The organism is Streptomyces sp. NBC_01089 (genome assembly GCF_045162975.1).
Lineage (GTDB): Bacteria > Actinomycetota > Actinomycetes > Streptomycetales > Streptomycetaceae > Streptomyces.
In genome coordinates, this window is the sequence record NZ_CP108660.1 from 2,951,735 (window position 1) to 2,976,405 (window position 24,671).

Annotated in this window: 11 protein-coding genes; 2 read left to right on the forward strand and 9 right to left on the reverse strand. The window is 71.1% G+C overall.

The genetic code is table 11. From position 1 onward, the window contains the following. The first annotated feature begins 8 nt into the window (after nt 1-8). Nucleotides 9-16,028: an EndoU domain-containing protein gene (locus OG510_RS12960; RefSeq protein WP_406136921.1), complete on the forward strand. Its 16,020-nt coding sequence runs from the start codon at nt 9-11 to the stop codon at nt 16,026-16,028. A gap of 124 nt (nt 16,029-16,152) precedes the next feature. Next, nucleotides 16,153-17,688 (forward strand): hypothetical protein, encoded by a 1,536-nt coding sequence (locus OG510_RS12965; protein WP_406136922.1) that lies wholly within the window; start codon nt 16,153-16,155, stop codon nt 17,686-17,688. Nucleotides 17,689-17,707: 19 nt separating this feature from the next. On the opposite strand, the gene OG510_RS12970 is transcribed toward OG510_RS12965, so the two are convergent. The 9 genes from OG510_RS12970 to OG510_RS13010 form a co-directional block, all read right to left on the reverse strand. Beyond that, complete coding sequence (locus OG510_RS12970) at nt 17,708-18,580, reverse strand: DMT family transporter (RefSeq protein ID WP_406136923.1); 873 nt, start codon at nt 18,578-18,580, stop codon at nt 17,708-17,710. A gap of 78 nt (nt 18,581-18,658) precedes the next feature. After that, nucleotides 18,659-19,297 (reverse strand): OmpA family protein, encoded by a 639-nt coding sequence (locus tag OG510_RS12975; RefSeq protein ID WP_406136924.1) that lies wholly within the window; start codon nt 19,295-19,297, stop codon nt 18,659-18,661. A gap of 3 nt (nt 19,298-19,300) precedes the next feature. Then, complete coding sequence (locus OG510_RS12980) at nt 19,301-19,894, reverse strand: hypothetical protein (protein ID WP_406136925.1); 594 nt, start codon at nt 19,892-19,894, stop codon at nt 19,301-19,303. A gap of 13 nt (nt 19,895-19,907) precedes the next feature. Continuing rightward, nucleotides 19,908-20,510, reverse strand: coding sequence for a pilus assembly protein TadG-related protein (locus OG510_RS12985; protein ID WP_406142379.1), 603 nt, complete (start codon nt 20,508-20,510; stop codon nt 19,908-19,910). Further along, nucleotides 20,507-20,734, reverse strand: coding sequence for a hypothetical protein (locus tag OG510_RS12990; RefSeq protein ID WP_406142380.1), 228 nt, complete (start codon nt 20,732-20,734; stop codon nt 20,507-20,509). Before OG510_RS12990 ends, OG510_RS12985 begins: the two co-directional genes overlap by 4 nt. Nucleotides 20,735-21,077: 343 nt before the next feature. Further along, a complete protein-coding gene (locus OG510_RS12995) occupies nt 21,078-21,968 on the reverse strand; it encodes a DUF5936 domain-containing protein (RefSeq protein ID WP_406136926.1) in 891 nt (296 codons plus the stop codon). A gap of 17 nt (nt 21,969-21,985) precedes the next feature. Continuing rightward, on the reverse strand, nt 21,986-22,924 hold the full coding sequence (locus tag OG510_RS13000; RefSeq protein WP_406136927.1) for a type II secretion system F family protein: 939 nt from the start codon (nt 22,922-22,924) through the stop codon (nt 21,986-21,988). Nucleotides 22,925-22,933: 9 nt separating this feature from the next. After that, a complete protein-coding gene (locus OG510_RS13005; RefSeq protein ID WP_406136928.1) occupies nt 22,934-24,271 on the reverse strand; it encodes a CpaF family protein in 1,338 nt (445 codons plus the stop codon). Beyond that, on the reverse strand, nt 24,268-24,627 hold the full coding sequence (locus OG510_RS13010) for a TadE/TadG family type IV pilus assembly protein (protein ID WP_406136929.1): 360 nt from the start codon (nt 24,625-24,627) through the stop codon (nt 24,268-24,270). The genes OG510_RS13005 and OG510_RS13010 overlap by 4 nt, the downstream gene beginning before the upstream one ends. Nucleotides 24,628-24,671 lie beyond the last annotated feature (44 nt).

The following is a 24,671-nucleotide window of genomic DNA, read 5'->3' on the forward strand; positions in this document are numbered from 1 at the left end:
CGGCGCGGATGCTGACCCCCGATCCCGCGGTCGAGTGGGTGATGCATGCCCTCACCGGCATGAAGTGGCCACAGGCCAACGAGGACGAGCTGCGGAACGCGGCGGATCTCTACGACTCCGTGGGCGAGGACTACAAACAGCTCGACGACCAGCTCGTGCTGTTGCTCCAGAGCATCCAGAACAACTTCGAGGGCGACGCGGCCAACGCCTTCCTCCAGTTGGGCCAGGTCATCGCGGGCGGCGACGACTCGTTCCTCGACGCGGCGGCCGAACAGTCCCAGACCATGGCGAAGGCCGCCCGGGACACCGCGAACCAGGCCGAGTACACGAAGTGGATGATGCTCGCCCAGCTCATCGAGCTGCTGGCCGAGTTCATGTACGCCATGGCGTTCTCGTGGGTGCCCGGCCTCGGCGAGGCCCTGATGTCGGAGTTGAGCTGGCGCACCCTCTTCACCCGGCTGTTCCTCAAGGCGCTGATCAAGGAGCTGATCAAGCGGATCGCCCAGCACGTCGCGCTCGGTGTCGGCATGGGCATAGCGATGGACCGGATCATCCAGCTGGTCCAGATGGGCGAGGGCCACCGGGACAGCTTCGACAACAAGCTGCTGCTGGACGCGGTCAAGTTCGGCGCCATCCAGGGCCTGGTCACCGGCCCGCTCAGCCTGCTCGCCCCGGGGCTCGGCAAATGGCTGGGCAACAAGATCGGCACGGGCCTGTCGAAGATCCTCACCAAGGAGCTGAACACGGCCTTCAAGACCCTGGAGAAGGTCGGGGGCAAGGGCGCGGGCGACCTGGCGGGGAACGTGGCCAAGCTCCTGGCCGACCACGACCTCAACCTCACCAAGGGCTTCACGAAGGTCGGCGGCAAAGAGGTCTCCAAGGGGGCGAGCGAGAGCTTCATCAACAACATGGGCAAGGAGTTCGCCAAATCCCCCTTCAACGGGCTGACGAAGGAGGAGGCCCGTCAGGTCGGGAAGACCTGGGCCAAGACCGTCACCGAGCACTGGTCGGGCCCGGCCGAGGGTGCAGCGGAAGCGCTCAGCAAGGAACTCACCAAGGAACTGAGCGGCAAGGTCGACAAGACCGCGCTGAAGGCGCTCGCCGACGACATGCCCCAGGCCCTGATGCACGCGGGATACCAGGGCAACAAACGCTTCCGGCTGGGCGAGGTGGGCAGTGGGCTGCTCGTCGAGTCCATCGGCCAGAACCTCGGTGAGGGCTTCTACAACCTGATCTACCAGGACGGCTTCTCCACGTCGTGGGACACGTTCGTCGCGGGCATGCTGACCGGCGGGCTGAGCCACGCGGGACACGTCTACCTCGTCCATCCCGTCGTGCACGCCGTGTCCCACCACTTCGACCTGTCGGGGCTCGACGGCGGGTTCGACAAGGGCCTGGGCAAGAATCTGGACCTGGATCCGGGTCTGGACAGGAACCAGGACGACGGCCTCGACCATCTCGATGTGGAGGACGACCCCGACTATTTCAACCTGAGCGACAGCGACAGCCTCAGTGACAGCGACAGCGACAGCGACACGGAGTCGCTGTACGGCGGTCACACGGTCACCTCCCACGACCCGGTGGTACCGGTGAAGCCCGTGGCGACGACCTCGTCGGACACGACGCTCCGGACCGTCGACCACACGAACCTCGCGCAGCACACGAACGACACGCAGCACCCCAATGTCGCGCAGCCCACGGCCACTTCGAACACCTCCGTACCCCCGGCCACCCCGGCATCGGCCACCCCGCCGAACCCGTCGCCCTCGCAGACACCGACGGCCAACACGCCCCATGTGCCGCCCGTGCGGCCCCGCCCGAACCAGTCCCCGCCGCTGCCGGACAACGGCGGAAGCAGCAGCATCGAGCTGAAACCACTGCCGCGTCCGACGACATCGGCGGAGCCCGTACCCAGCCCGTTCGACGCGTCGCTCACGCAGACCACCGAACAGGTCACCCACACGGACACGGCGGACGAGATCACCGAGGCCGTCACGGATACGGCATCCCCGGTGGAGCCGCTGCCCCACGACGCCCTCGTCTCCACCGAGCAGCACCAGCAGACCGGACAACAACAGACCGCACAGGCACAGCAGTCGGACCAGCACCAGCAGACGGACCAGCAGACCAACCAGCAGACGGACCAGCAGACCAACCAGCAGTCGGACCAGCACCAGCAGAACCCGGGTGACGCCCCCGCACACGACCCCGCCCTGACACCCCCCGCGCAGGGCCCCAAGCAGGTCCCGGAGGACGGCCCGCGCCCGCCCCTCTGGCAGCACGACGTGAGTCAGTACGTCAAGAATCCCGGCGCCCGGGAGGCGCTCCCCACCGGCTCCACCGCGGGCCACAGCCGCACCGAACTGCACCAGCCCTCCGACGGCGCCGGCATCGGCAGCATCCTGTACGGCCGGCTCAGCAGCAGGCTCGGCCGCGAGCGCGCCGACTCCTCCGTGATCGGGCAGATCGACGACGCGCTGGCCAGGAACCCCGGATCGTTCCTCGGCGAGGGCCACCGCTTCGTGATCAAGCACAGCGTCCCCCACTCCCTCAAGGTGAGCCTCACCAGGGCCAAGCGGACCGTGATGACCGTCAAGGCCATCCCGTACGCCGACGTGTGGACCCACCACCCCGACCTGAAGAGCGACGACCCGGACCGGCCCGACCCCGACGCCCGTGACCCGCACAAGCTGGACACCTCACAGCAGTTCCAGCAGCAGACCGGCACGAACACCGGCACGTCCCGGGGCACCAGTGCTCAAGTGGCGCTCTCCACCGGGGCCCTGCCGTCCGCCACCCGGGTGCTGGTGGAGCTCCGCGGGGGCGCCGGCCACAACCAGAAGCATGTCGTCGGCGGCCACGACCAGCGTACGTACCAGCGTGAGACCCGTACGACGGGCGGCACCGAGCTTTTCCGGCAGGACGTCTACTACCAGGTCGAGTTCCACGAGCACGCGGGCATCGAGTCCTTCGGTGCGGGCGTCAGGAACGGGATGACGACCCGGGTCTCCAAGGGCTCCGCCGTGCCGAAGGAGACGGCGCTGCGCGTCCCGCACCACTTCACCCCGCCAGCCGGCTCGCCGCTCGGCTCCCCGAGCACCGAGGGCTTCGGACCGGTGAAGGGCATCTTCGACTGGGCGGTCCAGCGGGTCGGCGCCAGGCCGGGCGGGTACAAGCACAAGCAGCTCAGCGACTACTTCAGCACGGACCACTTCCACGGCAGGTCCGACGAGATGGCCCGTGGGCCGCTGCCGCCGCTCGACGTACGCCGGCGCAACGGCACATCGGCCGGCAGCTTCCAGGTGGGCAGGGCGCAATCCGGTGAGCACCATCTGATCGAGGTCGTGGACGACGCGGAGATGCGCATCACGGATGCCATCACCGTGAAGAGCGAGATCCTCGTCCAGGACAACCGGCGTTATGTGGTGGCCTTCTTCGGCGGTTCGCGGTTCGCCATCCCGACCGAGCACGCCCCGCACATCTTCATGCAGCTCGGGCTGACGCTGCAGTACAGCCACGACTCCAGCGAGGTCACGCTCCAGGGCGGGAGTGTGGGCCGCAAGATCACCGGGCGGGTCAAGGGCAGTCCGACGGCCCTCTACCTCCAGGAGCTGAAGGTCCCCGTCACCTTCGACGGCCGTACGGAGACCTTCGACACCTGGAGTCTCGTACGGCTGCCGGTGCGCGAGGCGCGCGAGCGGGCGGGCTGGGACCCCGACATCCACACCCGGCCGGAGGGCAGTGAGCCGCCGCTGCCCGCGCACTGGCGCGACGGCGACTACGACCTGACGCACACCAGGGCCACCGACCTCGTCATCGGCGGCGCCCACGACAGGAACCCGGCCTCCCCCAACGTGCTCATCGACCGGGTACTCGACTGGATCAGCACGACACACGGCGATTCGGTGCTGGTCACCCCCCGCCCGGGGACGGACAGGGCCAATCTGCGCGGTCACTGGACCAAGTTCACGCAGGCCATCAGCGGCGAGCGCCGGCGGGCGGAGCAGAACACCCGCATCATCATGGCCAAGTTCGACGAGCGGAACCTGGCGACCACGCTCAACGAACTCGCGCACGACGGGCTGTCCGTCAAGCTGTTCGGCACCAACCTGACCAAGCAGCGCTTCTTCGAACTGAATCTGAAGGCCGACCTCGACCGGCCGGTGTACCGGGGCACCGACCGCGACGGGATGACCCGCCAGGTCAACAACGCCGGTGAGCGGGTGGGAAACGCCCACAGCACCACGCGCACCTTCGGCGTCCAGGCGGGCGGCACCGTCGAGCTTCGCTCGGACGAGACGTTCCGTACCGGTACGCCCGACCACATCGGCGTGCTGGGGGTCAGGGCCGGTGCGACCCGTCAGCACAACCGGAGCAACGGCACCCTGTCGACGGCGGGCCGTGAGGACGCCACGGCCACCCCGGCCGGGGTGCACTCCTTCCGGGCGACCGGCCGTTTCAGGGCCGAACTGGTGGGCGCGCACCAGTGGCACGCCCCGTTCCAGGCCGTCACGCTCGGCCGGGCGGGCCGCAAGATCCACGAACCGGCCACCGTGGGCGGCCCCGGCGCCACTCTCGGCGAATTCAGTGTGCAGCTCCATCTCTCGGAGCAGCACATGCCGAAGCTCGACCCGCACGCGGAGGGCGCGGTCAATCCGTACGCCTCCGGGCGCCCGACCACATCGGAGCCGCTGACCGGCACCGATGACCTGGCCGATGACCTGTGGGCGCCGTCGGAGTGGCAGCGCGGCGACTCGCTCAGGAACATCCCGGTCGTCACCCTCTTCGTGCCGACGGACGAGCACATCCTGGCGGCGGGCCCCCTGGTCGCGGACCGGGCGACCCGCGGTGAGTGGTCGCTGACGACCCCGGGGACCAGCCAGCACCAGCGGATGAGGAACGCCTTCGGCTCGACGGCGCTGACCTCCGACGCCGACCAGGTGTTCTCCCCGATGGGCAAACACCTCGACGACCTGCGCGCCCCCGGTTTCCTGTACGGCGCGACGGGCGGCATACGTCTCGTCGGGCGGCGCGGGAACCCGACCGCCGTGAGCGGTCCCGTCGACCTCAAGCCGGAGCAGAACAAGAGCCTGGACCTCGCGGTGTCCGGCGGCGACGGCAAGGGCTGGGTGCTGTCGTTCGACCTGACGGCGGGGCACTTCCCCGCACAGGACACACCGGTGCCCACCACGACGCGCTACGGCTTCGGATTCACCCCGTACCAGCGCTCCAGCATGACTTCGAAGGGCGGCGGCCGCACCACCAGCCGGTCCGTCAACGTCGTACCGGAGAACGGCCGTTGGGTCCCGGTCACGGCGGACGCGGAGTACCGCTTCGAGATGTCGGGCGACAAGCTCGGTGTCCTCACCCCGTTCCGCTCGAAGCTCCCCGCGTGGACCGGGCAGCTGGTCAACAAGGCGAACGCCTGGCGCGGGCTGGTCTCGGAACAGGCGGCTCACGCGCTGAATCTGTTCGACACCGGCATCCCGAAGGTGGCCGCTCTCGCCGAAGGGGCCGGGACCTGGTCGCACCACGCGTGGTTCAAGGAGAGCCCGCTCGGGGTCGTCCCGGTGTCCGCCCCCAGCCAGGACCACCTGAACCGGGCGCAGTTGATGCGGACCCTGCGCGGTCTGCGGTTCACCCGCAACAGCCTGGAGTCGGTCAGGACCCTGCTGTCGGAGCGGCACGGGCAGGCCATGATCGAGTCGGGCATTCCGCAGCAGTACCGGGGCCGCGCACCCTGGCGCGGTTTCACCGACAGCCTCCCGCTCGGGGGCAAGGAATACCGGGTCACGGTGAAGCAGGTCCCCGGCAGGCGCACGGTCGAGGACTTCGGCTTCGGCGATGTGGAGAGCGGCCAGTCCGTCACCACGAACACCAGCGCGTCGCGGGCCGTGACCCGCTCCCGCGGCATCTCCGCGAACGCCGCGGAACGCGTCACCGGGCCGAACGGTTCGCTGGGCGGCCCGGTGGGAAACACCGGTGGCTCAGGGGGGAAGAACGGCGGCCAGACCGGCTCCGACGCGGACACGGTGTCGCAGACGACGGTCATCCCCGGCCCCATCGCCACCGTCTCGACCTCGTACGACGTCGTGGTCACTGTCCTGGACAAGAAGGGCGCGGTCGTACTGGAACAGACCTGGCCCGCGGGCAGCGCAAAGAGCCAGGAGCCGCTGGCGCTGCTCAGGCCGGGCGGGGAGCGCGAGGGTGATGTCCACACACCGCCGCCCGCCGCCGTGCACGTGTGGCCTTCGAGCACCACGACGCCGGACTGGGTCCGTACACGTCTCACGGATCACCGGTCCGGCAGCAACCGCCCGGCCCAGCTGGTCCCCGGCAACGGGGTGCACTTCACCCGCGTGCTGAGCTCGGCGAACGTCGGGGATCTGGCCCACATCACCCTGGCGAAGGCCGGGAACGTGAGCCTGAACGGCGGTCACGCGGGCAAGGGTCCCGAGACCCAGGGGCAGCTCACCGGTGACGGGCTGACCGAGGCCCGTACCAAGGCCGCGAACATCAGCCTGCTCTCCCCGGGCAAGGGCAGCGGCGACACGCTGACGGCCGGCACCAACGAGCTCTCCCTGACCGGTTCACTCATCGACGGCTCCGCGCTGGGCGACCAGGGCTACCGGCCGCTCGGCCTGACCGAGACCACGTTCTTCGGCGGTGCCACCGGCACCCTCCAGCTCCATCCGGCCTTCGACCTGTCGGGGGCCGAGCTCCTGGCGACGGCGGACGTACGGATGGAGTACGGCACCGGCACGGGCGAGAGTTTCGATGTGGCCGAGGGGCGGTCCGGCAGCGAGAACAGCGGGCTGGGCGGTGACGCCATCGGGGCCGACTCGTACAAGACGACCTATCAGGTCACCCCGCTCATCGCACCAGGCGTCGGCTCGTCGGAGGAGTTCAAGTTCAACGAGGCGACCGCCGCCAAGATCAATATGAAGCCGAACACCGGTCGGGCGTTCCTCTTCTCCGTACCCACGAAGTGGCTGGCCGTCGCCGGGGTGCACCGCCATGTCAAGGACAGCTCGCTCGGCCGGCTGGTGACCCGCGGTACGACCTGGAACGGCTACGACCCGCCGGGCGTCCAGGCCGGTGAGACGGACACCGAGGTGCTCGCCTGGATCCGCGAGGACGTGGCCCGCGGCCTGGGGCTCATCACCCCGCAGAACCACCCCCCGAAGCTGTCCAGGCAGTGGGACGACACGGCCAAGGGGTGGAACGCGTGGAAGGCGAACCACGACGCGTACTGGAACGCGTACCGCCCGCTGACCGACCTGGCGTTCGCGGTGCGGGACGCGCAGCACCGGCGGAACTCGGCGGCCACTCCCGAGGCACGGCAGACGGCGGAACAGGCGCTGCGCGCGGCACGGGCCGAGCTGGAGTCGGTACGGGAGACGGTCAGGCCCGAGCTGGACGCGCTGGAGCGGAAGCTGAAGGCCGCGGGCGAGCAGTACCACGCGCTGCGGTCGGCAGCCGACGCCCTCAACGACTGGTACCGGCTCCCGGAGAGCGAGCGCTCCACGACGGAGCCCGACGTACGGCCCTACGACGCGTCCGTGGAGCACGACCACGGCGTGGAGAAGCCGGAACACCCGGCCGAGTACACCGAGTCCACGGACGAGCAGGGGGAGATCACCGGTCTGGAGGACCTGGCGTCCGGGCGGATCCATCCGGTCGGCCCGGTCGCGCACGACGGCAACGGTTTCTTCCACTCCCTGGCGGAACACCTGGTCCGGATCGACCCGGACCTGCTGGAGCAGCAGGGCATCACCGTACCCACCGGCCACGACCTGTCGGGGGTCGCGGGCGAGCTGCGCACCCTGTTCGGCCGGACCCTCCGCGAGAGCGGGAACAGCCCGCTGGCCGATTACACCCACCCGGACCTCACCGACACCTTCGAGGAGGAAGAGGTCCGCGCGGCCGGGCTGGGGAGCCTGGTGGACGGCACGGACGCCCGGAGCCGGGAGTACAGGGAGGGCAAGTGGATCCCGCACTCGGCGGGTGTTCCGAGCGAACACCATCGTGCGGTACTGCCCCCGGAGCAGCGGACCGCGCTCGCCGCATCGCAGACGGAGCGGCCCGCCGACGAGAAGACCGCGGCCGAGTACAGCGCCGGTGACCTCTACCCGCCGCTGGCCGCCCGGCTGTTCGGTGTGCCGGTGACGGTGCTGGTGGACGGCAGGCGCCATACGTTCATGCCCGACGGGAGCGAGGCCACGGGCGGCGAGGGCGCCGACGGGGTCGAACTGCTGCTGAAGGACGGCCACTACCGGCATGTGGACCGGGCCAGGGATCTGAGGCCGCCGCAGGATCCGCCGTCCGACGACGACGCCGACACCATGTCTGTTTCCGACACCGTGTCTGTTTCCGACGACGGCTCCGTGTCCGACGACGGCTCCGAAGACGGGTCCGACGAGGGGTCCGACCTCGGGCCCGAGCCCGGTACGTCCCGCCCGGTGCTCAAGGTGCCGCAGGACGGCTATGCGCAGCTCGCTTCGCTGCTGGTCAGCGCCCCCGCTGCGGTCAGCCCGAAGCTCCCCCACATCGGGCCGAGGCTGCGGGACCTGGTCGGCTCACCCGGCCGGCTGCGCGCCGCCGCGTCCGCCGCGTCCGGCGTCGAGCACCACCAGGATCTGCACACCCTGGTGCTCGGCATGAAGGAGGCCGTGCACGCCCATGTGCGGGACCTGGGCCCCCAGGGGCTCGCCGAACTGCTCCCCGGTCTCCTCCCGGAGTTCACCCGGGGCAACCCGCGCGCCGCGCACCGGGCCCAGAACCTCCTGTTCAAGGAGGTCACGTCGGCCGTCGCCGCCTGGGAGCACAGCGGGGACTCCCGCTGGTCGACGAGCTTCCTGCCACTGCTGGCCGGGACCTTCGGGGTGGACATCACCGTGCACACCGCGCCGTCCGGCGGGAATCCCGGCGGAGGCCCCGGCGGAGGCCCCGGCGGGACGGACCGGTTCCGGCCGCCGCCGGGGAGCGGTGCGCCGTTCTCCGTACACCTCCGGCGCAACGGCTCGCACTTCGACGGCACGACGGAGCCGGCCGCCCCCCGTCCGCGCACCCAGTCGTCCGGCATCCCGGGCCATTCGCCGAACGCGCCTCTGCCGACGACGCGGCACACCAGCGCGCAGGGGCCCCCCGCACCGGCCCGCCCGCAGAGCCCCGTCCCCGCGCCCACCACTCCCACGCCCACCACGCCCGCTCCCACGCCCACCGCCGACTACTCGGTCGCCGAACTCCCCCCGGCTCCGCGCCCCCAGCCGGCCACCGAGGTCCGTTCGCTGGGCACGGCCGAGATCCAGCCCCCCAGTGACCTGACCATGGCCATGGGCGGGGCCGCCGCTTCCGTAGCGGAGCGCGGGTTCGCGGTGGAACGCGTCCTGCTCAGCGACGGCAGTGTGCGCTCCGACCTCACCGTGCGCATCCATCTGGATCTCCAGCCGGGCGCCACCGAGGACCACGTCACGCACGCCAAGGACATGGCGGAGCGCGGCATCGACACGTACTTCAACGCCCCGGAGCACCGTCTCCCCAACGGGGATCTGCTGCGGGTGAGGGTGGAGTTCGTCGGTGATCCCGCACAGGCGCACCACACGGTGGAGCTGCACCCCGACCCGGACAGGGACGGCCGGGACGACAGCGCCACCTGGTACGTCACGGAGAGCGGCGAGAACGCCGTCGACAAGTCGTACGTCATCGCGCACGAGACCGGCCACCTCCTGGGCTTCCAGGACCAGTACCGCGAGTCGAGGGAGGACGTGCCGCTCCGGCCGGTGCACGACGACCACTCGCTGATGTCCGGCTTCGGCATGGACGACGCGGGTCTCGTGCAGTTCAGCATGGATCACCCGGCCGGCGCCGGGCGCCTCTCTCCGTCACTGCGGATCATGCCCCGTGACCTGCTGCTGCTCTCCACCGCGATCGACCACGCCTGGGCGCACACCCCCGGCGTGGGAGAGGCCCCGCACGCCGGGACCAGGGCGCACATCCCGCTCGACGTACGGGAGCGGGTCCTGCGCGGCAACCCGCGCACCGGCGCCACCGGTCTGCTCGCCCCCCGCGGCCCCTCCGGGCGTCTCCGCCCCGAAGCCACCGGGCCGCTGCACCCCAACGGCACCTACCGGGCGGGCAGACGCCCGGACGGCAGCGAGCAGACCATGTTCCCCGACCACTGGAGCCCCGACGAAGTCCTGCACGCCGTCCGCCAGGTCTACCTCGACCACATCAGGACCGGCAGCCTCACCGCCGACACCGTACGGTCCGAACGCCACGGACGCCCCGTGCGCTCCGGGCGCAGGACATTCGACGGCGTCTACCAGGGCGTACGCATCACCGGCACCGCCGACGCCACCGGCACCATCACCGACTTCGCGCCCCACCCCGACCAGAGCGGCCTGCGGCCGCCCACCCACCTGGAGCCGCCACCGCCGCGCGGCCCGTCCGACGAACCAGCGTACGGGGACGCCGTACTGCGCTTCCTGACATTCGGCTCCGCCTCCGCCAGAACCGGCGTCCACTACACGCTGCCGGATGACGCCGGGACCCTCGCGCAGGGCAGACACGGCGTCTTCATCGAACCGCTGTGGCCCGCCCACCCGAACGGCACCCAGTGGGCCACGGTCCTGTTCAGGGACCCGAATCTGCGGGGGCGGACGGCGCAGGCCGCAGCCAACGGCGCCCCGCCGCCGCTCGAATGGCAGCACGGCGACCGGGAGAACGGGACCGTGTTCACCGACGACGGCGTGACGGGCACCGGTCAGCTCCTCTTCCCCTACCACTGGTCGCCGTCCGATCTCCGGGAGGCGGTGACCGGAGCCCACCGCGCCGCACGCGCCACCGGTTCATGGGTGGATGTCCCGGAGGGCGGCTATGTCTGGGAGGGCGTGCACAACGGCGTACGGATGCACGGGCACGTCCGCGACGGCGAACACCTGTGGGTCCGGCCCTCGACGCACCAACCGCTGCTCTCCCCCACGTCCACCGACGTGCTCGCGGTCACCGCTCCCGTGCACATCTCCCTGACCACACCGGACGGCGCTCCGGCGCCGTTCCGCGTCCAGCGGGTGATCCACGAGGACAGCACCCTGGGGCTGCACATCACCCGCGTCCTGCCGCATCCCCCGCTGGCCGACGAGTTCCGCGACCACCTGCGCGACACCCTGCTGCCGGGCGTACGTGAGCAGTTGGCCAACGGATTCGATCAGCTCTCCCCCACCGGACGCCGTGAACTGGGCCTGGTCACCTTCGACATCGAGCTGTCACCGACCGACGATCCGGCGATGGAACTCGGAGAAGGCTCCGAACTGGTCAAGCTCGCCCAGTCCGACGAGGACCTGAGCCCCCTCCTGCCGGAGCTGATGACGGTCGACTCGGCCGACGGAGCCGCCATGGACGCCTTCCTGCACGGCATCACGGACCTGCTGCCGCCGCTGTCGGACCGGCCGGCCGACTGGCAGGGCCAGCAGGCCGGTGACGCCGCACAGAACCCCGTCCTCAAGGCGGCCTGGGAGTCGGACGTGACGACTTCGGTGCACCGCAACACCCCGGCCGGAATACTCGACGAGCCAGGCGTACGGGAGCTGCTGGCCCAGCACCGGGGCCGGCACACGCCGGGCCCGCTCACGAACACCGGCCCGGACACGGGCATCAGCCCCCACCGCACGGCCGCAGCGGCCCGGGCACTCGGGCTGCGGCCCGCCGACCTCACCAGCGTCCAGGCCGCCCTGCGGGGGACCGTCCCCCTCCGCACGGCCCTCACCTCGCTCAGGCAGCTGGCCGCCCGGATGGGCGTCGGGAACTCCACGCGCGAGCTCGTGAAGCAGATGACCGGTATCGGTGTGCCGCTCTCCGAGTGGTGGCACTTCTCGTCGTATCTGCACACCAAGGGGCAGACGATGTCCAAGGTGGCCGTCATGGATCCGGCCAGGGCCAGGAAGCTGTACGAGGACTCGCGCGCCGAACCGCTGCCGCGTGTCCCGGACGACACCCGGTTCCTGGCCTCGACGCTTGGCATGCACCCGAACTATCTGCAGCGGTTGGCCGACGCCCTCCACCTGGCGCCGGAGGACGTCACCGGCCTGGGTACGTACGAGACCTTCCGGCAGCAGCCCCACTCGCCCGAGGCCCTGGCGCGCACCTACTGGATCGACAACCACCAGACGCTGGAGGATGCCCGCTTCGCCCGCGGCCGGGCCAGGTTCGACGCGGTCGCCGACGAACTGCTGGGCAGCGACCCCGACCTCGCCGACGCGCGATACCGCTCCTTCATGCACTGGTCCGAGGTCGCGGGCGAGGGGCTGCACCTCTTCACCGACCAGCGTCTGCGCGAGCTGGTGGAGCACTGGCGGGTGGAGACGAATGACGGCACCGGCCAGGTGCCCGAGGACTACGACCCGTTCGAGGAGCGGGAGCGGTATGCCGAGCTGCTCCATCTGGCCGACACGTCGGCGCCGCTCCTGGACCCGGACCGGGAAGAGGCCCTGGAAAGCCATGACGCGCGCATCAAGGCCCGGCTGAAGCAGCTGGACGCGCGGTACGTGGGAGGCGTGTCCCGGAACGACGGCCCGGCCGTGACGCCGCCCGCGGCACCGCAGCCGCCCCACCAGTCCCCGCCCGCCGTCCTCCCGCAGAGCCCGGCCCCGCAGACGGAGATCCAGATCCCGCCAGGGGAGGCCCCGGTCCCATCTGCAGAGGTCCCGGTCCCGCCTGTAGAGGTCCCGGTCCCGCCTGTGGAGATCCCCCGGCCGTCGAGCGCGTACCTGACCAGCGCGGGCCACACGGGACCCGGCTGGCAACGCCAGTTCAGCGCCCGCCGTACCGAGCTGCCGAACGGTACCGCCCAGACCGAGATCACCGTACGCATCCATCTGGTCGCCAAGGACGGTGTCACCGCCGAACTCCTCCAGGCCACCAAGGACATGGCGACCCGCGGCATCAAGAAGTACTACAACGACCCGGACCACCGGCTGCCGAACGGTGATCTGCTGCGGGTGACGGCCGAGTTCACCGACGACCCGGACCGGGCCCACCACACCATCGCGCTGGACCTCGACCACGACGGCAACGGCCGCAGCCACAGCGCGAACTGGCACCTCTCCATGGACACCCTCGATTCCCAGTCGCACATGCCGCCCCACGAGATCGGACACCTCATGGGCCTGTGGGACTACTACCGGGATCCCCTGCCGGGGCACAGGCCCTGGCCGGTCTACGACGAGCACGCGCTGATGGGCGGCAACTACGCCGACCCGCTCTTCGGCCGGATCACGTCCGACAACAACTTCCCTCTTCCGTCCGCCACGTCACCGTATCTGCGGATCATGCCCCGCGACCTCATGGTGCTGGGCACCTCGATCGGAGCGGCGCTCCGGGACGCGCCGCGGGCCACCGTCCATATCCCGCTCGACGTACGGGAGCGCGTCCTGCGCGGCAACCCGCGCACCGGAGCCGTCGGGCTGCTCGCCCCGCACGGCGCCGCCGACCGGCCCCGCCCGGTGGCCACCACCGGCTCACGCAATCCCAACGGCACCTACCGGGCGGGCACCAACCCCGACGGCAGTGTGCGCACGGTGTTCCCTGACCACTGGACCCTCGAAGAGGCGCTGTACGCCGTCCGGCAGGTCTATCTTCACGAGCAGGCCGCCGGCCGTCTCGTGCCCACCACGCGTGCCCGCGGAATCGAGCCGGGGAACTACCACTTCACCGGTGACTACCAGGGTGTGCGGATCAAGGGCACCGTCGACGGCACTGGCACCATCACCGACTTCGCGCCCCACCCCGACCAGACCGATCTGGAGACACCCCTCCACCTCGAACAGCCGGTCCTTCCCGGACTGCCCGCCGCGTTCAGGTATCTCGAAGCGCCGCCCGGATTCACCGACGACGCCGCGATCGGTGAGAGCACGCTGCACTTCCTCACGTACGGCTCCACGCGCGACAGGACCGGCGTGCACTATGCGATGCCCGGTCCTCCCGGGCCCGGCGGCCCACAGTACGAACAGGGCGTCGTGATCCACCCGCTGTGGGAGGCGCACCAGAACGGCACCCGGTGGGCCACGGTCTGGTTCATGGACCCGAAGGGCGCCCCGCAGCTCGGCGACCGGGAGAACGGGCCCCTGCTCGGCGCCGACGGCTCGACGTCCGTCGGCCATCTGCTCTTCCCCTCCTCCTGGCCGACGCACCACCTCTGGGGAGCGATCGTCGTGGCCCACCGCAACGCGCGCGCCTCCGGCTCCTGGGTGGAGGTCCCGGAGGGCGGCTACGTCTGGGAGGGCGTGTCCGGCGACGTACGCATGCACGGACACGTCCGCGACGGCGAGCAGCTCTGGGTCCGGCCCTCCTCGTACCAGCCGCCGCTGCGGCCGAGCCTCTCCGAGGTGTTCGCTGTCACCCCTCCCGTACCCTTCTCCCTGCCTCAACCGGGCGGCGGGCAGGCCCTGTTCCACGCCCAGCGGGTGATCCACCGGGACGGCACGCTGGGGATGCGCGTCACCCGGGTCCTGACACATCCCTCGCTGGACGCGGAGATGCGCCGCCGGCTCGTCGACCGGCAGCTGCCTGCGGTGCGCGAACAGCTGGCCGCCGCGTTCAACCGGCCCGACCCGTACCGGCGCCGCGAACTGAGCTGGGCCACCTTCGACGTCGAGCTGTCGCCGGTGGACGACCCGGCGGTGGCGCTCTCGCGGCGCTCGGCGCTGTTCCAGATCATGATGGACAACACGGACATGGACCTCCTGGCGGACCTGATGACGGTCGACACCACTCAGCCGTCGGCTCTGGACAACCTCCTTGCCGGTGTCGCCACCGTGCTGCCTCCGGTGCCGCAGACACCGGCCGGCTGGCAGGGCCCGCAGGGGCAGCCGCACCACGAGCAGGACCCGGTCTGGACGTCGGACGTCACGGTGTCGCTGCACCGCAACACTCCGGCCGGAATGCTCGAAGAGCCGGGCGTACAGGCGTTGTTGACCCAGCACAGAAGTCGGCAGCTGTCCGTACCGCCGCCGGACGCGGCCATCCATGCGGGTGGCGCGGGCGCGGACCTGCTGACCGGCCGCAGGGCAGCGGCGGCCGACGCCCTCGGGCTGGCTCCCGCCGATCTCACCAGTATCGAGCTCGTCCTGCGGGGTTCCGCCCCGCTCCGCCCGGCGCTCGACGCACTCGGCCGGCTGGCCGCCCGTCTGGAGGCCGGGGCCACCGGCGCGTTCGTCCGGCGGATGACGGAAATCGGTTCGCCGATATCCGAGTGGTGGCGCTTCGGGTCGTATCTGCACTCCCGGCAGGGCCTGCTGTCCGACGTGGTCGCCATGGACCTGGCCGGGGCCCGGCACCTGCTCAACAACTCGCGTACCAGCCCACTGCCGACCGTGCCGCGTGAGACGGCGGAGCACGCCCATGACCTGGGCGTCCACCCGAACTATCTGGAACGGCTGGCCACCACCCTCCGCGTACGCCCGGGGGAGGTCAGCAAGCTGGGTGAGGACAAGTCCTTCTGGCAGCAGCCCCTGTCGCCCGAGGCCCTGGGGCAGACGTACCGCGACAGAGAACTCACCCGACAGGAAGACCTTCGCCTCGCCCGCGACCGCACACGGTTCCACGCCATCGCCGACGAACTGCCCGGCAGCGAATCCGCCCACGCGCAGGAGCGGTTCCGCTCCTTCATGCACTGGTCCACGGTCGCGCATCTGGGCCTGGACGTCTTCCCCGACCAGCGTCTGCGCGAGCTGGTGGAGCACTGGCACGACAACACGCACGGCGAAGCCGGCCGGATGCCCCCGGCCTTCGACCCGCGCGCTGAGGCGGCACGCCAGGCCGAACTGCTCCTCACCGTGGAGCTCACCCAGCGGGCGGGAGCGCCCCTCCCCCAGGAACTGCGGGAGGCCCTGGCCCGGCGCGACCGGGACATCCAGGACCAGTTGGCGCTGCTGGACCTCTGGTACCAGGGGGGCGTGTTCGAGGACGACGGCCCGCCCGTGACACTGTCCACGGACATCATCTCCGTGCTGTCCGGCACGGACGACTGACGCGACGGCGCACGACGCGCGGACCGCGATACACACGGAAGCACGGATCCACCCGGATACACCCCGGATACACCCGCAGTACGAGAGTCGACAGCAGCACGACAGCAGGAGAGGCGAGGCGGCCATGGCGAGCACGGAACCCGAGTCGGGCAGCGAGGTGTCCGCTGCTGCGGAGACGTCGGAGGAGGCCGCGGAGGCCCTGCAGGAGCCGGCCGGCGACGCGGCGGAGCAGGATCCGGCCGACGGCGCGGTGCAGGGCGCGGCGGAGCCGCCCGTCACGGAGTCCGGCTCGGGCGCACCGCGCCGCGTCACGTCGTCGGCCGTCAGCGGGGTGATAGGCGCGGGCGGGACCACCGCGGTGGAGCCGGCCACGAAGACACCGGCGGCAAAGCCCGCCGGGGAGCAGCCTGCGGCGGCGCCACCGGCCACGGAATCCGCAGCGGACGCAACAGGCACCGCAGGCACCGCAGCCTCCCAGGCCGACTCGGGCCGGACCGCCACGGCCTCCACCGCCGCACCGCGCAAGCGCCCCGCGCTGGTCGCCGCGCTGGCGGGCCTCACCCGTACCCGTACGTCATCGGCCACCGAGGCCGCACCCGGCTCGTCCGGCACCGCGGCCGCCGCCGGTGACAGCGCGGGCGACGGACCCGAGGGCAACGGCGTGAACGGCGGCGGACCCGGGGCTCCCGGCAAGGTGTCCCGGCCGATGGTCGCCGCTGCCGCCATCGGCGGCGTCGTCCTGCTGTCGCTCCCCTTCGTCGTCGCCTCGGCCACGGGCGGCGACGGCCCGAAGCACAACTCCCGTAACTCCGCTGCCGGTTACACCGACCCGGGGCAGGGCGCCGACGGATACGTCCCGGGCGCCGATGCCACCAAGGGGCCCGTCGTGCCGGGGGGTTCGAAGCGCTCCGGCTCCACAGGCGGTCTGGGCGCGCCCCCGATCACGGAGGCCGCGTCCGCGGACAGTGTGAGCGGGCCCGGCGGGAAGCCCGCCGACGGCAAGAAGGACGGTCAGCGGAGCGACAGCAAGGACACCACGTCGGAGAAGGGCAGCGACGGCAAGACGTCCGGCTCCGGCTCCGGCAGCAGCGGTGGCAGCGGAAGCGGCACCTCCGCCCAGGGCTCCCAGGTCAGTTCGGCCATGCTCTTCTCGGCGGTCGGCGGCCCGCACTGTTCCAGCAGCTCCGTCACCTACGAGGAGCGCGGCGCCTACACCGACGACCAGGAGGGGTGGACCACCCACGACGGCTCGTACGCGTCGGGGGGCTGCACGGGCCGCTACCGTTCGATGCCGATGTCCGGGAGCAGCTCCAAGGATTCCGACAACAGCGTCATCTGGGTCTTCCACACCGGGAAGGTGACATCGGGGAGCTGCAAGGTCAGCGTCTACATCCCGGACGACGGCGTGGTCCGCCATGTCGGCGGGCAGCCCTCGTACTACACGGTCCACGACGGGACGACGGGAAACGACACCCAGCTGGGCAGCTTCCGGATCACCCAGGTGAGCCACCGGGGGCAGTGGGTCGGCGCCTCCACGTACAAGATCTCCAAGGGCCTGCTGACCGTCAAACTCCACGACCGCGGGGACGACTGGAGCAGCTCGTCCCGGGACAACGCCCACCATGCGGTGTCCTCGGTCCGGGTGGAGTGCACGGCCTGACAGCGCCCCGGCCCGCCGTTCACTTCACCCTGGACGGCGAGCCGGTGTTGCCGGACGCCAGCGGGGAGCGGGCCAGCTCCACACAGCCGAGGGCGACCAGGGCGAGTGCGGCCAGCTCCGGCACCAGCCACCAGCCGGTGCGCAGGGTCTCGCCGAACAGGGTCACGCCGTACAGGATGCTGATGAGCGCGTCCCCGAGCGTGAGCATCGGCTGGACCGCGACCAGGGTGCCCGCCTGGAGGGCGTTCTGCAGCAGGAAGAGCGCGCCCACACCGGCGGCCGCCGTGCCGTAGAGCTGCCACGCCTTCAGCAGCTCCACCCACCCGTCCGCGTCGCTGAGCCGTGCCATGGCGTCCTTCATGAGCGCGGCGGTCAGCGCGTAGCCGCAGGCTGCGGCCAGGCCGAGGAGGGCGCCGCGTGGGTTGCCGCGGGTCTTGAGGGCCGCGCCGATGAGGACCACCTCGAAGATCCCGGTGAGGACCAGGGCCGGGATCCACCGCAGGCCGCTCACGGTCTCGCCACCGCCGCCCGGCGCCGCGGTGGCCATCCCGAGCGCGAGCCCCAGGGTGACCGCGGCCACGCCGAACCAGACCGTGCGGGGCAGCCGTACGTGCAGGAGGTGACCGGCGAGCAGCAGGGTCGCGGGCAGCTCGATGACGAAGATCGGCTGCACCACGGCGATCGGCCCGGTGGCCAGCGCGACGGCCTGGCAGACGGCCGCGACGATCACCAGGCCGACCCCGGCGAGCCACACCCGCTGCCGGATCAGATACCCGAAGAGGGACACGTGCATCGCCTCGTCGTCGGGCACCTTCGCGGCGGCGCGGCGCTGGAACACGGATGCGGCGCCGTTACTGAGCGCGGTGAGCACGGCGAAGAGGACACTGATCACCGGTCCATGATGGACGCCGGGGTATACGAAGCGGGGACCTGCCCGGCCCGGCCGCGCCGCCGGGCGTCCGGCGGCGGGCTACGAGGTGGTCCCGGACCCGGGCTTCTCGCCGCGCGGGAAGGAGATCTCGACGCGGCGGTTCTTCGTCCGGCCCTCCTCGGTGGCGTTCGAGGCGATCGGATAGTCCTCGCTGTAGCCGCGGATGTCGAAGGTGACATCGGAGCCGAGCGACGTGGCCAGCTGCTGCTGCACCGCGTCGGCGCGCCGCTTGGAGAGGACCTTGCCGTGCTCGTACGACCCGAGGTTGTCGGTGAACCCGAAGACCCGGACCTTGGTGGCGTGCTGGGCGAGTGCTTCGTCGGCGATGGCCTTGATACGCGCCCTGGCCTCGGGGTTGAGCTTGGGGCTGTCCTTGGCGAAGAGGACTTCGGCCTGGAGCGCGAAGGTCACGTCGGCATTGGTGTCCTCGCGGCGCTCCTCTCCGCCGAGATCCTCGACGACGGACTTGATGTCCAGGACGTGCGGGGCGGCGAGTGTCGCCCCGTCACCGAGCCGCAGCCCGGGGGCGGCCGGATCGATCGTGGGCGGCGGCGAGGACGTCGTACTGTCCGGGGGCGCGCTGGGGGTGGGGTCGGCGGCCTGCGCCCCGGTGACGGACAGCCCGGTGAGCAGAAGAGTGACGGCGAGGGTGGCCGCGGGGCGGCGGGGTCGTCTCATGGGTCACTGCCCGTCGGAGATGTCGATGGTGGCGGGGGGCATGTCGCCGATCTGGAACTCCACGGACCTGGTGCTGGCGGGCGGGGCGGGGAACTGGGCGTAGAACGGCTTCTCCTCGTCGGCCTGGATCCCGCCGCTGAACTTCGTGCAGAGGCACCGTCCGTCGGTGTCGCGCAGAATGAGGTACTTCTTCTTGCCCGTCTGGTCGACCAGGGCGGCACCGGCCATCGATGTGGAGTTGGCGGCCAGTTCCTTCTCGTCCCCCGCCCAGCTGGGCTCGATCCAGTACTTGCCGCCGCCGTTCCTCACCGTTCCGCTGACGGTGAGGAAGCCGCCGGTGTCGCGGACGGCCGAGGTGATGGTCAGGGTGATGTCGGCGCCGCCCTTGACCTGCGCGAGGGTCTTGCCGGCCGACGCGCTCGGGGACGGCTGGGCCGTGTTCCCGTTCCCCTTCGCACCGGCCGCGGGGGGAGACGCGGTCCCCTTGCCCTGGCCGCCGCCGTCGCCTCCACAGCCCGCGACGGTGAGTGCCAGGCCCGCTGTGACAGCCACAGTGACCAGCGCCCTGCGGGCCTTCACGGTGCGCCGCATGCTCATCTGCTACTCATCCTCACTCCGCCAGGTGGACAGCGAACAGGTCCTTCGGCTGGGGCAGTTCCATCGTGTCGGGCTTCTTCGGGTCGATCTTCCAGGGCCGGCCGTCGCATTCGAAGGTGATCAGCTTCGGGTCATCGGACGGTGTGGCCGAGCAGCGCGGTTCGATCATCGCGACGGCGTGGGCCTTGGCGTGCCTGCTCTCCGTGCCGGGGATGACGGACTTACCGACGGTGAACCGGGTGGTGACGCTGGCTTCGAAGGCCGGGTACCCCTTGACCGTCGTCGGGGTGAGGCCGTCGAGGGTGGCGTCGTTGTCGCCCGCGAGCCGGGCCGCTGCCGCGCTTCCCGTACCGGCGACGGGGTGGTCGCCGAGCAGCCAGCCCGTCCAGGCGTCCTGCTGCCCCAGCGAGGCGGTCAGCCCGTCCGCCATCTGGTCCCGGACATCCTGAGCCGCGGCCAGCGCCGCGGCGTCCGCGGCCGACTGCGCGCCGTTGCGGGCCACGGCGGCCTGCGCGAAGGCGAAATAGGCGAACGCCAGAAAGAGCAGTCCGCCCACCACGACGACGTAGATCAGGATGGTCTGGCCCCGGTCACGCTCGGCGTGGCACGGCCTCAGCCGCCGGTGATGGAGTTGACGGCGGTACCGATCGCTTTCGAGATGATGTTCTGCAGCCCGAGCCCCCGCACCGCCACCACGATCAGCGCCACGATCACCAGCAGCCCGCCGTACTCCACGATGCTCGCGCCGCTGTCGCCCGCCCGCCTGCTCATCCGGGAGACCACCGTGTCGCGCCAGGTGCCGAGTACCAGATACGCCTTGAGCGCGATGTCCTTCGCCATGCTCTGCCCCTTCGGGAACGTACGACTCCGTCTCTGCGGCAGGGCTGCCGTACGCGGCGCCCCGCCTTCCCTCACCGCGTATGGATTCAGCCATGGCGGCCGGGCTCCCGCGCGGACGTACCCAGCCATATCGCCTGCGCGGTACGGCCGTTGGTGCTGGTTCGGGTGGAGCTGTGCTCATGCCGGGGGCGGTGCGGTGCATGACCTCCGCCTCCCTCGGACTCGGCCCGAAGTCATATCCCTGGGGAGAGGGTGGCACAAAGGATCGCGGCCCCGAAGCGGCTGCCAGAAAGTGGCCGGAACCCACCCTCCGTATCAACGGTGCCCACCCCGGTGTCATCGCTCAGTTCCCGAACAGCGAGCCGAAGTCGGTGGTGGAGCCCAGGAACATGTTCGTCACGATCAGTATGAGCGTTGCCGGGACCATGGTGATCAGCGTGACCACCGTGGCCTGCGGGATCGCCTTCGCGGCCCGGCGGCGCGAGTTCTGGGCGTCGGTGCGGCGCATGTCGTTGGCGATCTGTATGAGCGTGTCCGCGATCGGCGCGCCCAGCTCCTCGCCCTGCTGGAGCGCGCTGACGAACTGCGAGACCTGCTCGGACTCGTTGCGCCTGCGCAGCTCGTCGAACGCCTGCCGGCGGCTGACGCCCATGTCCATCTGGCGCAGCGTGATGCGCAGTTCGTCGGCCCAGGGCCCCTCGTACTTCTCGGCGACCCGCTCCAGCGCCTGCCGGAAGCCGAGCCCCGCGCTGACGACGACCGCGAGGACGTCGAGGAAGTCGGGCAGGGTCCGCTCGATGATGTCCTTGCGTTTACGGATGGCCTGCCAGATCGTCGCGTCGGCGGCGAACGCCCCGTAGGCGAAGGCGAAGACGGCGAAGATCCAGCTGCCGTTGGTGAGCAGCGCGAGGCCCGCCAGGCCGCCGAAGATGCCGTACACCGCGCGGCGGGCCGCGTAGCGGTCGACGGTCAGGCCGCCCGGGTTCCCCGCCGAGTCGATCCTGCGGCGCTTCCTCTCCACCGCCCTGGGCCCCATCGCCCGGAGCACGGCGGGCGCGAAGCGCATCCCGGCACGGTCGACGGCGGCCTCGGCGCCGCGCACCCGGGTGGAGCCCACTTCGAGCGCGACGGCGAGATCGCTGGGGATCTTCACGTCGGAGCGGTACATCCGGACGCCCTGGAAGATCCCGGCGACGGCCGCGCCGAGCGCGAGGGCGAGCAGCAGTCCCAGCATGGCTGTGGTCCCCCCCCTCAGACTTCGATCTTGCCGAGGCGCCGCATGCCGATGAACCCGACGGCGTACAGACCGAGTGCGACGAGCACGGCCGCCTGGCCGAGCGGGTGACCGGTCATCCGGGCCAGTGAGCCGGAGTCCATCGAGTTGAGCATGATCATGGCGCCGAGGCCGAGCAGCGGCAGGGTGTACGCGGTGGCGTTGACCTCGGAGAGCATGGTGACCACCTCGCGTCTGGTCTCCTTGCGCTCCTCCAGGGTCTCGGTGAGGTTGCGCAGGCTGCCCACGACCGTGCCGCCCGCGCGGTTGGAGAGGACCAGGGTGGTGACGAGGACGACCAGCTCCCGTGAGGGCAGCCGGGCCGCCAGCTCGCCCAGGGTCTCGTCGATCGACCTGCCGAGCGCCAGCTGGGCGGTGACCGTGGCCAGCTCCTCGCCCGCCGGGGCCTCCAGCTCCTCCGCCGCCATGCCCAGTGCGGTACGGAGGGCCAGCCCCGCCGCGGTCGCGTTGGCCAGGATCCTGGACAGCTCGGGGAGCTGGTTGATGAACGCCTCGATGCGCTTCTGACGCTGCCAGTTGAGGAAGGTGTTGCCCGCCCAGAGCGCGACGAGACCGGCCACCGGGCCGAAGAACGGTGCCAGCGCCGCCGACGCGACCAGCCACAGCGCGACGACGCCCCCGACGACGTACACGGCGAACTCGCCCGCCGTCAGGTCGAGGCCGGTCGCGGCCAGCCGCAGCTGGAGCCGTTTGCCGAAGGCCGTCCCGCGCAGTCTGCGGTCGACCCCGCCGAAGCGGCGCACGCGCAGCCCTTCGGGGGGCGGCCCGCTGTGCGAGAGCCGGTCGACCAGGGCTTCGCGCTGGGCCTTCCCCCTGGCGTACACATGGATACCGGTGACGGCGAGCACACCGCAGAGCAGCGTGCCGCCGATCGCCAGCAGAGCGGTGTCGGTCATGGTGCTGCCCTACCTCGCCTCTCTCGTGTTGAGCGGGTCGACGCTTTCCACCACGCCGAACGCGGGCGGCAGCGCCTCGTTCGCGAGGTACAGCCGCTCCGCGATCCCGCGCGGCAGCGGCAGGTGTTCGAACTGGCCGTGCACCACCCGGTCGGCGTTCATCGGCCGGGCGCGGAAGCGGGAGACGGTGGCGAGCCGGAAGCTCTCACGTCCGTGGCTGACGAGGAGCACCAGCTCGCTGACCTTGCGCGAGCCGTCGGCGTGCCGGGTGAGCTGGACGATGACGTCGACGGCGCTGTTGATCTGGTCGCGCAGCGCCTCGAAGGGAATCTCCACCTCGGACATGGACCCCAGGGTCTGCAGCCGCATCAGCGCGTCCTCGGCGCTGTTGGAGTGCACGGTGGCGAGCGAGCCGTCGTGCCCGGTCGACATCGCCTGGAGCATGTCGAGGGTCTCGCCGCCGCGCACCTCGCCGACGATGATGCGGTCGGGGCGCATCCGCAGCGAGTTGCGTACGAGGTCGCGGATGGTGATCCTGCCGTTGCCCTCGACGTTGGCCGGCCGGGTCTCCAGACGTACGACATGGGCCTGCTGGAGCTGGAGTTCGGCCGCGTCCTCGACGGTGATGATGCGCTCGTGCTCCGGGATAAGGCCGGAGAGCGCGTTGAGCAGGGTGGTCTTCCCCGAGCCCGTGCCGCCGGAGACGATCACGTTGAAGCGGGCCCTGACGAAGGCGGAGAGGAGCAGCAGCATCTGCTCGTCCAGCGTGCCGAGCGCGATCAGCTCCTGGAGCCGGTACGCGCGGGGGAAGCGGCGGATGGTGAGGGTGGGGCCGGTCAGGGAGAGCGGCGGGATGATGACGTTGACGCGTTCGCCGGACGGCAGGCGGGCGTCGACCATCGGATTGGACTCGTCCACACGGCGGTTGACGGTCGACACGATGCGCTCGATGGTCTGCATCAGCTGCTCGGTCGACGCGAAGCGCATGGGGAGCTGCTCGACGCGTCCGGCCCGCTCCACGAAGATCGCGTCGGGGCCGTTGACCATGATCTCGGTGATGGAGGCGTCTTCCAGGAGCGGTTCCAGCACGCCGAGGCCGAGCGCTTCGTCCACGACCCGGCGGATCAGCTGGGAGCGCTCGGCTGTGGAGAGCACGGGGCCCTCACGGCTGATGATGTGGCCGAGCACCCGCTCCAGTCTGGCGCGCCGGTCGGCTGCGGCCAGCGAGGACATCTCGGCGAGGTCGATCTCCTCCAGGAGCTTGGCCCGGTAGACGGCGACCTGGTGGCCGTCCTCCCGGCCGCCGCCGGGCTCATCGGGGGTGGCGATGCGGGACCGCAGGCTCATGGTGCCTCCCTCGCACTCCGGGGTGCGAGGCTCCCGGGTGCGGCGCTCCGGTCCGTGGTGTCGTTCGGCATGGCGACGGTGCGGTGGACGGGGCCGAAGAGGTGGATGCCCGGCAGGACGGACGGGACGGTGATGGTGGCGGTCGCGCGTACGGTGTCGCCGCCGCCGACCTCGACGTGGGTGTTGCCCTGGAGCCAGCCGGACACGGCATCCTGTCCTGCGGCGGCGCCGGTGCCGGCGTCCAGCGCTTCGGTACGGGCGGCGGCCCTGGCCGCGGTGCCGGCCTGGTTGGCCGTGTAGCCGACGATGCCGAGCTGGATGGCTGCCATGCCGATGAAGAGGAGGAGGGGGAGCATGCCGGTGAATTCGAGGATGGCCGTGCCACGGTCGTCGTGGCGGG

What these genes read in the sequence shown, in the direction of transcription:
- OG510_RS12975 (WP_406136924.1), bottom strand. Translation starts at nt 19,297, where the DNA reads ATGAGACGACCCCGCCGCCCCGCGGCCACCCTCGCCGTCACTCTTCTG.
- OG510_RS12980 (WP_406136925.1), bottom strand. Translation starts at nt 19,894, where the DNA reads ATGAGCATGCGGCGCACCGTGAAGGCCCGCAGGGCGCTGGTCACTGTG.
- OG510_RS12995 (WP_406136926.1), bottom strand. Translation starts at nt 21,968, where the DNA reads ATGCTGGGACTGCTGCTCGCCCTCGCGCTCGGCGCGGCCGTCGCCGGG.
- OG510_RS12965 (WP_406136922.1), top strand. Translation starts at nt 16,153, where the DNA reads ATGGCGAGCACGGAACCCGAGTCGGGCAGCGAGGTGTCCGCTGCTGCG.
- OG510_RS13010 (WP_406136929.1), bottom strand. Translation starts at nt 24,627, where the DNA reads ATGCTCCCCCTCCTCCTCTTCATCGGCATGGCAGCCATCCAGCTCGGC.
- OG510_RS13005 (WP_406136928.1), bottom strand. Translation starts at nt 24,271, where the DNA reads ATGAGCCTGCGGTCCCGCATCGCCACCCCCGATGAGCCCGGCGGCGGC.
- OG510_RS13000 (WP_406136927.1), bottom strand. Translation starts at nt 22,924, where the DNA reads ATGACCGACACCGCTCTGCTGGCGATCGGCGGCACGCTGCTCTGCGGT.
- OG510_RS12990 (WP_406142380.1), bottom strand. Translation starts at nt 20,734, where the DNA reads ATGGCGAAGGACATCGCGCTCAAGGCGTATCTGGTACTCGGCACCTGG.
- OG510_RS12960 (WP_406136921.1), top strand. Translation starts at nt 9, where the DNA reads ATGCTGACCCCCGATCCCGCGGTCGAGTGGGTGATGCATGCCCTCACC.